This window comes from Alishewanella sp. HL-SH06, from assembly GCF_052656265.1.
Genome location: NZ_CP199752.1, coordinates 1,766,465 through 1,777,822, shown reverse-complemented (window position 1 = coordinate 1,777,822; position 11,358 = coordinate 1,766,465). Strand labels below are relative to the sequence as shown.

Annotated in this window: 9 protein-coding genes; 8 read left to right on the top strand and 1 reads right to left on the bottom strand. The window is 50.1% G+C overall.

All coding sequences use genetic code 11. The features are described 5' to 3' along the window. Position 1: 1 nt before the first annotated feature. The 7 genes from narH (at position 2) to nrdD (ending at position 8,256) form a co-directional block, all read left to right on the top strand. Entirely contained in the window at positions 2-1,537 is a 1,536-nt protein-coding gene (narH, locus tag ACUJFK_RS08200; protein ID WP_445426641.1) for a nitrate reductase subunit beta, read from the top strand. 4 nt (positions 1,538-1,541) lie between these two features. Further along, a complete protein-coding gene (gene narJ, locus ACUJFK_RS08195; protein ID WP_445426640.1) occupies positions 1,542-2,297 on the top strand; it encodes a nitrate reductase molybdenum cofactor assembly chaperone in 756 nt (251 codons plus the stop codon). A gap of 12 nt (positions 2,298-2,309) precedes the next feature. Next, positions 2,310-2,999 (top strand): respiratory nitrate reductase subunit gamma, encoded by a 690-nt coding sequence (gene narI / locus ACUJFK_RS08190; protein ID WP_445426639.1) that lies wholly within the window; start codon positions 2,310-2,312, stop codon positions 2,997-2,999. A gap of 292 nt (positions 3,000-3,291) precedes the next feature. After that, complete coding sequence (locus tag ACUJFK_RS08185; RefSeq protein ID WP_445426638.1) at positions 3,292-4,059, top strand: peptidylprolyl isomerase; 768 nt, start codon at positions 3,292-3,294, stop codon at positions 4,057-4,059. Positions 4,060-4,477: 418 nt separating this feature from the next. Next, the gene (locus ACUJFK_RS08180) at positions 4,478-5,668 is read left to right on the top strand and encodes a hypothetical protein (protein ID WP_445426637.1); all 1,191 of its coding nucleotides are present in this window, start codon (positions 4,478-4,480) and stop codon (positions 5,666-5,668) included. 319 nt (positions 5,669-5,987) lie between these two features. Continuing rightward, a complete protein-coding gene (gene nrdG / locus ACUJFK_RS08175; protein WP_445426636.1) occupies positions 5,988-6,440 on the top strand; it encodes an anaerobic ribonucleoside-triphosphate reductase activating protein in 453 nt (150 codons plus the stop codon). Positions 6,441-6,453: 13 nt separating this feature from the next. Then, positions 6,454-8,256 (top strand): anaerobic ribonucleoside-triphosphate reductase, encoded by a 1,803-nt coding sequence (nrdD, locus tag ACUJFK_RS08170; protein ID WP_445426635.1) that lies wholly within the window; start codon positions 6,454-6,456, stop codon positions 8,254-8,256. 67 nt (positions 8,257-8,323) lie between these two features. Here the strand turns inward: nrdD and ACUJFK_RS08165 are convergent, their stop codons facing one another. After that, on the bottom strand, positions 8,324-8,704 hold the full coding sequence (locus ACUJFK_RS08165) for a SirB2 family protein (protein WP_445426634.1): 381 nt from the start codon (positions 8,702-8,704) through the stop codon (positions 8,324-8,326). 316 nt (positions 8,705-9,020) lie between these two features. Here ACUJFK_RS08165 and ACUJFK_RS08160 point away from each other — a divergent pair, with 316 nt between their 5' ends. Further along, positions 9,021-11,288, top strand: coding sequence for a nitric-oxide reductase large subunit (locus ACUJFK_RS08160; RefSeq protein WP_445426633.1), 2,268 nt, complete (start codon positions 9,021-9,023; stop codon positions 11,286-11,288). Positions 11,289-11,358: the final 70 nt, after the last annotated feature.

Below are 11,358 nucleotides of genomic sequence, written 5' to 3'. Positions count from 1 at the left end.
CATGAAAGTCAGAGCCCAAATTGGCATGGTGCTGAATTTAGACAAGTGCATAGGCTGCCACACTTGCTCCATCACTTGTAAAAATGTCTGGACCTCGCGTGAAGGCGTCGAGTACGCCTGGTTTAATAACGTTGAAACCAAGCCCGGTATTGGTTTTCCGAAAGAGTGGGAAAATCAGCAAAAATGGAATGGCGGCTGGGTGCGCAATAAAAGCGGCAAGCTGGAGCTAAAAATTGGTGGTAAACGCCGCATTCTAGCGAATATTTTCGCCAACCCGGACTTACCGGAAATTGACGACTACTATGAGCCGTTCGATTTTGACTACCAGCATTTACACACTGTTGGCGATACCCAGCACCAACCGGTAGCCCGCCCACGCTCACTGGTCAGTGGTCAGCGGATGGAAAAAATTGAATGGGGTCCGAACTGGGAAGAAATTCTCGGCACCGAGTTTGCCAAACGCAAAATCGATCAGAACTTTAACGACGTGGTGCAAAAGGACATTTACGGTCAGTTTGAAAAGACTTTTATGATGTACCTGCCGCGTTTATGTGAGCACTGCTTAAACCCGGCCTGCGTGGCAGCCTGCCCTTCCGGCGCGATTTATAAACGCGAGGAGGATGGCATAGTACTGATTGATCAGGACAAATGCCGCGGCTGGCGCATGTGTGTTTCGGCCTGCCCGTACAAAAAAATCTATTACAACTGGAAAACCGGCAAATCTGAAAAATGTACTTTCTGCTTCCCGCGCATTGAAGCCGGCCAGCCGACAGTATGTTCAGAAACCTGTGTTGGCCGCATCCGCTACTTGGGCGTGCTGCTGTATGACGCTGACAAAATTGAAGTCGCAGCCAATACCCCGAACGAGAAAGACTTGTATCAGGCGCAGCTGGATATCTTCCTTGATCCGAACGATCCGGTAGTGATAGCTGCTGCTCGTGCCGAAGGCATTGGCGATAACTGGATTAAAGCCGCCCAGCGCTCACCGGTATATATGATGGCGATGGAGTGGAAAGTGGCTCTGCCACTGCACCCGGAGTATCGCACGCTGCCAATGGTATGGTATGTACCACCACTGTCTCCTATTCAGGGCGCAGTGCAGGCGGGCCATGTTGGCATGAACGGCGAAATCCCGGATCTGAAATCACTGCGTATCCCGCTACGTTATCTGGCCAATATGCTTACCGCCGGTGATGAAGCTCCTGTAGTGCGGGCGCTGGAGCGGATGATTGCCATGCGCGCTTTTAAACGGGCACAGCAGGTAGACGGTGTAGAAGATGCTGAGGTGTTAAAGCAAGTAGGCTTAACGCCAGTGCAGGTAGAAGAAATGTACCGCTATATGGCGCTGGCGAACTATGAAGACCGCTTTGTTATTCCAACCAGCCACCGTGCCTATGCCGAAAATGCCTACGATTTAAAATCCAGCTGTGGTTTTAGTTTTGGCAACGGCTGTGGCGATGGCAATAACGGCGTAAACTTGTTTGGCACTAAAGCCAAAGGCGTACGTCAGGTTATCCCGGTTGAGATTAAGGACTAAAGTCATGCAAATCTTACAATTGTTGTCCCTGCTGCTGGATTACCCGAAGCAGCCGTTAATTGATGCCAAAGCTGAATTGCTGGCGATAGTGGCAGATGCCGCTATCGCGGCAGAGCTTAAGCAAAAGTTGAATGCTTTTATTACAGCTCGCTGCAGTGGTGAGCTGATGGACTGGCAATCAGAATACGATGGCCTGTTCGAGCGCGGCCGCTCGTTATCATTGCTGATTTTTGAGCATATTCATGGCGAGTCGCGCGACCGCGGCCAGGCGATGGTTAACCTTATGGCGCAATACCGTGAGGCGGGACTGGATATTGGCGTAAAAGAGCTGCCGGATTACCTGCCGCTTTACCTGGAGTTTTTATCCACCCAGGGCGAGCAAAACGCCCAGATTGGTTTGGAAGAAGTTGCACCGGTACTGGCAGTACTATTGTGTCGCCTGCAGCAGCGCGACTCGGACTACGCCAGTATTTTCGCTACCCTGGTTTCCCTATCTGCTGCTGAAGTCGACTTAGCTGACATAAAGCAACAAATTGCCGGCGAGAAACGCGACGACACCCCAAAAGAGCTGGACAAGGTTTGGGAAGAGGAAATGGTCAGCTTTATCGGCAACGAGCAAGCCAATTCTGCCTGCGGCAGTGGCAATAAACCGACTGACGGTCAACGCCGCGATCAGTTTATTCCGCTAAGCACTGAGCTGCTCGGTAGCGAAGAAGCCGGGCAACAACTTTATAAAGCAGCCGCGGCTAAACGCGCTTAAAGGAGCATTGAAATGGCACACTTAAATCTGTTTGCCTTTGGCATTTACCCCTACATTGCCATCGCCATTATGGTGATTGGCAGTTGGATCCGCTACGACAGAGAGCAATACACCTGGAAAACCAGCTCCAGCCAGTTGCTGGAAAGCAAACAACTGCGTAAAGGCAGTATCGCTTTTCACATCGGCGTGCTGGGCATCTTTTTAGGCCATTTCTTTGGCTTATTAATGCCCAAAGAAATCTGGTACCTGTTTGGCATTACCACCCAAATGAAGCAGATGATCGCTATCGTCGCCGGTGGCATCTTTGGCTTGATCTGTTTTTACGGCTTAACTGTGCTGATTAAACGCCGCTTGTTTAACCCGCGCATTCGCGCCACCAGCAACCCTATGGACATTGCCATACTGTTTTTACTCTACGCACAGTTAATTCTGGGCTTGCTGAGTATCACGGTATCAATGGGTCATTTAGATGGCGCTGAGATGCTAAAACTGATGGCCTGGGCGCAAAACACCGTTACCTTTAACAGCGTGGCAGCCGCAGAAGCCATTAGCGGCGTGCACTGGATTTTTAAAATGCACGTGTTTTTGGGCATGACGTTGTTTGTGGTGTTTCCGTTTAGCCGCTTAGTACACATGCTAAGTGTGCCGGTGCAGTACATCAGCCGTCAGCACCAGATAGTACGCCAGCGTTTTGTGCGCTAGACGACTTGAATAACGCACGGTTTAAGGCCCTGACGGTTGCAACACTCGCTGTGCTCGCCACAGCAACTCGCTGCGCTCAGACACTCTGTGGCTGCGCTATCGAGGTTCCAACCTGGGCCAGAAAAGATCGATTGACCAGCCAGACTGCGAGCCGATATTGCTAAACAAAGCGTCTTTGGCATGGATGCCAAAGAGGAGCCTCCACGGACGGATTTACGGCGTCTTTGTGTGCAATACCGGCTTAAAGCTGCCTGGCGGCACGTTACAGCTAACCCTATAACAGAGGTTCAAAATGATACAAGTAAACAATGCCAGTATCAGCGAAGCGGCGATAATGGCCGAAATGCAGTACCACCCGGCCAGCGATAAACGTGGCGCCATGCTAAAAGCGGCCGAATCACTGATTATTGGCGAGCTGCTGCGTCAGCGCGCCAAAGCGCTGGGCCTTAGCGTAAAAAGCGAAGCCAATACCGCCAGCGATGACAACTTTCTCGATGCGCTGATAAACACTGAAGTGACTATTCCGCAAGCCAACCAGACCGAATGCGAGCAATATTACCGCTTAAACCCACAGCGCTTTCATAGCTCGCCGCTGCTGGAAGTCAGCCATATACTGCTGGCGGCAGCACCAGAAGATGACAAAGCCCGGGTAGAAGCCAAAACCCTGGCAGAGCAGTTAATCACTAAGCTACAACAAGGCGAACCGCTGGCACAACTGGCACAGCACTACTCGGCCTGCCCGTCGAAAGAAACCGGCGGTAGCTTAGGCCAAATTAGCCGCGGCCAAACCGTGCCGGAGTTTGAGCGGCAAATATTTAATGCCGAAGCGGGTTTGATGCCACAGCCGGTAGAAAGCCGTTATGGTTACCATATAGTGTACATTGCCCGCAAAGTGCCTGGCCAGTTACTGCCCTTTAGCGCCGTCGAGCAGAAAATTGCTGACTATTTAAATGAAAAAGTACGGCGCAAAGCGGTAGCGCAGTATATTCATACGCTGATCGTTGACGCTGAAATAGACGGTTACGACTTTAACCTGTCAGCCTCGCCACTTATGCAGTAAAGGTGAAATTGGGGCCGCCATCTATAACGCTTCGGCGGCGCACTGCCTGCTTTGCCCTGTGTTAGCACAATAGCGCCCCAATATCGCACCCGACATTCTGCACTGCCCGGCCTTGAAATTTTAAGCTATTAATTTTTAAACAAATAATTTCTGAATAAAAGCTGACACAGCCACTGCTTAATTCCACCGTGTTGGTATAACAGTAAATATCATGGCAAAGACGCCAGTCGCTCAGGTCCGGTAACGGACTGACAGCGACCGGCGTTTTTTTATGCCCGCAAAAAAGAAGTACTGCAGCGATACCAACAATAGCACCGGCTTACCGCCTTTTAGGTAACCCTTTAATTAAATTATATAAATTTACTAGCCGCGTTAAGATCAGCCTGCTTTTACGCGGCCCTGACCAAAGGAATACATTATGAAAGCTTTCCCCGCTGTGATGTTGTCTGTGTTACCGTTTTGCTTTAGCCCCAGCCTTATTGCCAATGAACTTAGCACTGCACTTAAACAAAGCACTGTCTCGGCACAGTTTCGCTACCGTTTAGAATATGTCGAGCAAGACAATACGCTGGACGATGCCATCGCCTCTACGCTGCGCAGCCGCTTAAGCGTGAATACCGGCAAGGCGTATGGTTTTAGCGCCTTACTGCAGGTAGACAACGTTAGTCTGCTGGGTAATGACAATTACAACAGTACGGTCAACGGCAAAACCGATTACAGCGTGGTGGCCGACCCTAAGGGCACCGATATTAACCAGGCGCTGCTGCGCTACCAAAATGACAGCGGCACCACGCTAAGTGCGGGCCGCCAATTGGTAAACCATTTAAACCAGCGCTTTTTAGGTGGCGTCGGCTGGCGCCAGAATGAACAAACGCTGGATGGCTATCGCCTGCAACAGCAGTTCAGCGACAGTGTTAGTGCTGAGCTAGGCCATTACCACAATGTAAACCGGGTATTTGGCCCCAAAAGCGCGGCGGCCGATCAACACGGCAGCTTTAATACCGCCTTGCTGCAATGGCAGCTGACACCGGCACATCAGCTGGCAGGTTTTGCTTATGATGTTGATTTTGACACCTGGGCGGTGCGCAGCAGCCGCACTTATGGCGTTGATTATCAGGGTAAATTAACCAGCGGCCCGAAACTGAGCTGGCAGTTAGCTTTGGCTAAGCAAGATGATGCGCATAATGCACCGCTCAGTTTTAGCCATCACTACCACCGTATCAGCCTGAACTGGGCGCTGGATAGCGTTACGCTGCAAGCCGGTCAGGAGCGTTTAGCCGGTGATGGTCAAAGCGCTTTTCAAACCCCGCTGGCGACTCTGCATGCGTTTTCCGGCTTTGCCGATATGTTTTTAAACACGCCGGATAACGGCCTGCGTGATAACTGGCTGGAAGCCAAAACCAAGCTAAACGACGTTGCCTTAAGCCTGGCTTATCATCGTTTTGACAGCGACCTCGGTAGCCAAAAATATGGCGATGAATGGAACGCCAGCGCCGGTTATAGCATTAATCAGCAACTTTCGGCGCTGTTAAAACTGGCGTATTACAATGCAGATACGCTGGCAGTCGACACGACTAAGGTTTGGCTGATGCTTAGCTATCAGTTGTAATTGCCCCTGTATTGTGCGGACGCATCATTGCGCCCAATCACTTCTCTCATAGCTCCACGTTGGCCAATGTTGTTTTGGCTCCTCTGCACCGCCCCTGGGTTTCAGTGGGCGGTTTTTTCATTGTCCATACTGGCTTTTTGCCAAAGCAACTTACCCCCGATGGGGTAACAAGCTCAGCTTTGATGCGCTCTGGCGCGACTATGGCAATTTCAGCTCCGTTAAAACATGATCCAGATCAAGCTTTTGCTGACAGCTAACGCTAAGCTAAAACACAATATCTAGTGCATCAAAATAAAATAAACACTATATAGAGGATTTAATGCTTAGATTCACCGATGAACAAATCGCCTTTCAGGAAGTGCCAAACGAAGTGTCACTGGCCTTTACCATTGCTGGCTGTACGCTGGGCTGCAAAGGCTGCCATAGCAGCTATAGCTGGCAGGCTAACCAGGGTACGCCGTTGACGCCGGTTTACCTGCAACATCGCTTAGACAGCTATAAAAACCTGATCAGCTGCGTATTGTTTTTAGGCGGTGAGTGGCAGCCTGAAGCCTTGATATCACTGCTCAAGTTAAGCCGCCATGCCGGGCTTAGCACCTGTTTATATACCGGCTTGGACGATGTCAGCAGTGAGCTGAAACAGCAGCTAACCTACCTTAAAACCGGCCGCTGGCTGTCTGAACGCGGCGGCCTGGATAGCCCGCACACTAACCAGATTTTCACCGATTTACGCAGCAATACACGCCTGAACCACTTCTTTGTTAAACCATAAAAAGGGATCTGCCATGCAAGCGCTTAATTTCTCGCAACTACAACAAAAACTCAGCTTTATCGACAACTACCTGCATGCCACTAATGCCGCCGATGGCTCAAAATTAGATGCCAATGCTAACGTAACCCAGAAAAATATCGCTACGCTGGAAGCCGAGCTGATGAAGGATCAGTTTATTCAGGTAAACCGGGCTTTAGTCAGCAATAAAATCAGCGAGCTGTTTGGGGCAGAATTAGCAGCAGAATACCTGCGCCAGATAACCGATCACGAAATTTATGTGCACGACGAAACCAGCTTAAAGCCCTATTGCGTGTCAGTAACCATGTATCCGTTTTTACGTGATGGTTTAACCAAACTGGGCGGCGAATCACAGGCGCCGAAGCATTTAGAGTCCTTCTGCGGCTGCTTTGTTAACTTTGTGTTTGCCGTATCCAGCCAGTTTGCCGGCGCCGTGGCTACGGTAGAGTTTTTAACCTACTTTGATTACTTTGCCCGTAAAGACTACGGCGACAACTACCTGCAAACGCATCGCAAGCAAATCGAAAACCATTTGCAGCATGTGGTGTATGCGTTAAACCAGCCGGCTGCCGCCCGTGGCTACCAAAGCGTATTCTGGAATATCTCGGTGTACGATCAGCACTACTTTGACAGCATGTTTGGCAATTTTGTGTTTCCAGATTTTGTTAAACCAGAGTGGCAATCAGTGTCAGCCTTGCAGCAGTTTTTCTTAAGCTGGTTTAATAAAGAGCGGGAAAAAACCGTACTGACCTTTCCGGTGGTCACGGTGGCGATGCTAACCGAGAACGGCAAATGCAAGGATAGCGCCTTTGCCAACGACATCGCGGCTGAGATGGCAGCGGGTAATTCATTCTTTATTTACCAGTCGGAAAATGCCGACTCGTTAGCCAGCTGCTGTCGGCTGCGCAGTGAAATCAGCGATAATACTTTCTCATATTCGCTGGGTGCCGGCGGCGTCGCCACCGGCTCTATTAATGTGATTACCATTAATATGAACCGCTTAGTGCAGGATGGCCGTGATTTAGCCATTGAGGTGGCTAAAATCCATAAATATCAGGTGGCTTACCGCAAACTGATGGAGCAGTACAAAGCTGCTGGTCTGCTCACGGTATACGACGCAGGCTTTATCAGCCTGGACAAGCAATTTCTAACCATTGGCATTAACGGCATGGTAGAGGCCGCAGAGTCGCAGGGCTTAACCGCTGGCAATAACCCGGCCTATATCCGCTTTGTGCAGCAACAGCTAAAAGTGATCTTTGACGCGAACAAAGCTGCTAAAGCTGAGTATGGCTATATGTTTAACACCGAGTTTGTGCCGGCGGAAAACCTGGGAGTGAAAAACGCCAAATGGGATCGCGAAGATGGCTATATGGTGCCGCGCGATTGCTACAACTCATATTTTTATGTAGTAGAAGATGAGCACAGCAACACGCTGGACAAATTTCAGCTGCATGGCCGCGAACTGTTAGATTATCTGGATGGCGGCTCTGCGCTGCATTTGAACCTGGAAGAAAAGCTGGATCAGCGCGGCTATGTAAATTTACTGAACATTGCCGCCCAAACCGGCTGTAACTACTTTTGCGTCAACGTGAAAATTACTATCTGCAACAGCTGCGAAGCCATTGATAAACGCACCCTGTGCGCCTGTGCCCAATGCGGCAGCAGAGATATTGACTACGGCACCCGGGTAATTGGCTACTTAAAACGGGTATCGGCCTTTAGCAGCGGCCGTCGCCAGGAACACAGTTTGCGCCACTATCAAAGAAAGCAAACCGCGCAGCAACAGCGAAGCGCTTAAAGCGGATTAAATCCGCAGCGTAAAAACCGGGGCACAATAATGTGCCCCTATAAAACCGATGCAGACATCAAACAAACAACAAGGGTTTAAACCGGGCCAGGTAAAAAATGCCCGCCAGTTGCGACAGCGCCATTACAGTGCAAGCCACACGTACCGGCAGGCTTAAGCGCTGTTTTAAGGCTGCAATGCCAAACAGGATATAGCCAATTAACAGTAAAATTTTAAACCCCAGCCATTGGTGCGCAAAGGGCTGCCAGGGGCCTATGGCCAGTAGCGTAAACGCCAGTGTTAGCAACAGCGTATCGTTAATATGTGGTAAGTGTCGCACCGGGCTTAAGCGCCAACCGGGTTTGCCGGCCAAATCTAACAACAAACGCAGCACAAACAAGGTGACACTTAAATAAGCGCAGAACATATGCAGTTGTTTTACCGGCAAATAGTATTCCATCTGGCAGCTCTCTTAATCATCTTTGCGCGCCACCATAAAACAACTTTCGCGCCATGCCTATATCGCTAAAGAGGTAGAAAACACCAACAGCAATCAGCCTTAGGGTAACTTACACCCTGCGGGTATTTTAAACCCAGCCGCTTTTAGGTCAAAACCACCACCCACCCTGCTGCCTTTAAAATATTTCTATTAAAAACAATGAAATAAAACATGGCTTGGTTCTTGTAATAACCCTATAGGCGACAACGCCGGTTATATAAAAAACAGGACTGATCTATGACACTTGGGCGCAAAAACAATAACGTAAGGGGGCTGTATGGCCGGATATCGTAAACTCTGGTGGCTGCTAATTACCATTTTAGCCATCACCTTTAGCGTGCTGGGCTATTTTGGTGCCGAGGTCTATCGCTCGGCGCCGCCTATTCCGGCAAAAGTGGTTAGCCAGCAAGGCCAGGTGCTGATGACCAACGAGACTATCTTAAACGGCCAGACGGCCTGGCAATCAGTTGGCGGTATGCAGCTGGGCTCTATCTGGGGCCATGGTGCTTATCAGGCACCCGACTGGACTGCCGACTGGTTGCACCGTGAGCTAATGGCCTGGCTGGAACTGGCAGCACAGGATGAGTTTGGTTTAAGCTACGACGCCTTGACACCCAGCCAGCAAAATACGCTGCAATTTGCGTTAAAGCAGGCCTATCGCACTAACAGCTACGATAAAGCCACTGATACTCTGGTACTGAGCGACCGCCGGGTAGTGGCCATCACGCAAACGGCAGAGCACTATATAGCCCTGTTTGGTGATGATATTGCGCTTAGCCAAACCCGCGCCAACTATGCGATGAAAAACAATACCCTGCCCTCTTTAAGCCGCCGTCAGGAAATGACGCAGTTTTTCTTCTGGACCGCCTGGGCTGCAAGCACCGAACGTTACCCGGATAGCGCCACCTACACCAATAACTGGCCGCATGAGCCGTTGATAGATAACCGGCCAACCGCTGAGAACCTGATTTGGTCTTTGGTGAGCATTATTTTACTGATTGCCGGTGTCGGCGGCCTGATTTGGGGCTGGGCGTTTTTACGTAAACATGAAGAAGAAGAGCCACAAGCACCTAAACAAGACCCTATTGCCCGGCTTAAACTTACGCCATCACAAAAAGCGCTGGGCAAATATATTCTGGTGGTGGTTGCGCTATTTACCCTGCAGGTAATGCTGGGCGGTTTTACTGCGCACTACACAGTAGAAGGCGATGGTTTTTATGGTTTAAATACCACCGAATGGCTGCCGTACAGCCTGGCGCGCACTTGGCACATTCAGGCCGCAATGTTCTGGATCGCCACCGGCTTTTTAGCCGCCGGGCTATTTTTAGCGCCGATTATTAACGGCGGCAAAGATCCGAAATACCAGAAACTCGGCGTGGATATCCTATTCTGGGCTTTAGTGGTGTTGGTTGCAGGCTCTTTTGCCGGTAACTACTTTGCCATTATGCAAATTATGCCTGAGCAATACAGCTTCTGGTTTGGTCATCAGGGTTATGAGTACATTGATATTGGCCGCTTCTGGCAAATTATTAAATACGTAGGCGTACTGTTCTGGTTAGTGCTTATGCTGCGCGCCGTGGTACCGGCCTTTAACGCCCCTGGCGATAAAAACCTGCTGGCGCTATTTGCTGCCTCAGTGATTTGCGTCGGCTTATTTTATGGTGCCGGCCTGTTTTATGGTGAACGTACACATTTATCAGTAATGGAATACTGGCGTTGGTGGGTTGTTCACCTGTGGGTAGAGGGCTTCTTTGAAGTATTTGCTACTGTATCACTGGCGTTTATTTTCCATAGCATGGGGCTGGTATCACGCAGTGTGGCCACCAGCGCCAGCTTAGCGTCAGCGTCACTGTTTATGTTAGGCGGTATACCGGGCACTTTCCACCACTTGTACTTCTCCGGCACCACTACGCCGGTGATGGCGGTTGGCGCCACTTTTAGTGCACTGGAAGTGGTACCGCTGGTAGTGCTGGGCTATGAAGCCTGGGAAAACTGGCGCTTAAAACACAAAGCGCCGTGGATGGGCGATATTAAATGGCCACTGATGTTTTTCGTCGCCGTGGCGTTTTGGAATATGCTTGGCGCCGGCGTGTTTGGTTTTATGATTAACCCGCCTATCGCGCTGTATTACCTGCAAGGGTTAAACACTACGCCAACCCATGCCCATGCTGCACTGTTTGGTGTCTATGGCTTCCTGGCGCTGGGTTTCTGCCTGCTGATCTTGCGTTATATCCGGCCACAGCTGGTGTTTGATGAGAAGCTGATGAAAACGGCGTTTTGGTGGATGAACGGCGGCCTGGTGCTAATGCTGTTTAGCAGCCTGTTGCCAATTGGTTTTATTCAGTTTTACGCCAGTGCCACTGAAGGCTTATGGTATGCCCGCAGTGAAGCCTTTATGCAAAGCGACATTTTGCATACGCTACGCTGGGTGCGCACCTTTGGTGACGTGATCTTTATCATCGGTGCCTTAGCAGTAAGCGCTCAAGTGGTAAAGGGCGTGTTTGACAGCAAAGCTGCCATGCAGCCATTGCAACACCTAAACTGATAGCCAAACTATCATAAAAGGCTTCTGCGTAATTAAAGCGAAGCCTTTTTGGTACCTTAAACTGTCAAAC

What these genes read in the sequence shown, in the direction of transcription:
- narH (WP_445426641.1), top strand. Translation starts at nt 2, where the DNA reads ATGAAAGTCAGAGCCCAAATTGGCATGGTGCTGAATTTAGACAAGTGC.
- narJ (WP_445426640.1), top strand. Translation starts at nt 1,542, where the DNA reads ATGCAAATCTTACAATTGTTGTCCCTGCTGCTGGATTACCCGAAGCAG.
- narI (WP_445426639.1), top strand. Translation starts at nt 2,310, where the DNA reads ATGGCACACTTAAATCTGTTTGCCTTTGGCATTTACCCCTACATTGCC.
- ACUJFK_RS08185 (WP_445426638.1), top strand. Translation starts at nt 3,292, where the DNA reads ATGATACAAGTAAACAATGCCAGTATCAGCGAAGCGGCGATAATGGCC.
- ACUJFK_RS08180 (WP_445426637.1), top strand. Translation starts at nt 4,478, where the DNA reads ATGAAAGCTTTCCCCGCTGTGATGTTGTCTGTGTTACCGTTTTGCTTT.
- nrdG (WP_445426636.1), top strand. Translation starts at nt 5,988, where the DNA reads ATGCTTAGATTCACCGATGAACAAATCGCCTTTCAGGAAGTGCCAAAC.
- nrdD (WP_445426635.1), top strand. Translation starts at nt 6,454, where the DNA reads ATGCAAGCGCTTAATTTCTCGCAACTACAACAAAAACTCAGCTTTATC.
- ACUJFK_RS08165 (WP_445426634.1), bottom strand. Translation starts at nt 8,704, where the DNA reads ATGGAATACTATTTGCCGGTAAAACAACTGCATATGTTCTGCGCTTAT.
- ACUJFK_RS08160 (WP_445426633.1), top strand. Translation starts at nt 9,021, where the DNA reads ATGGCCGGATATCGTAAACTCTGGTGGCTGCTAATTACCATTTTAGCC.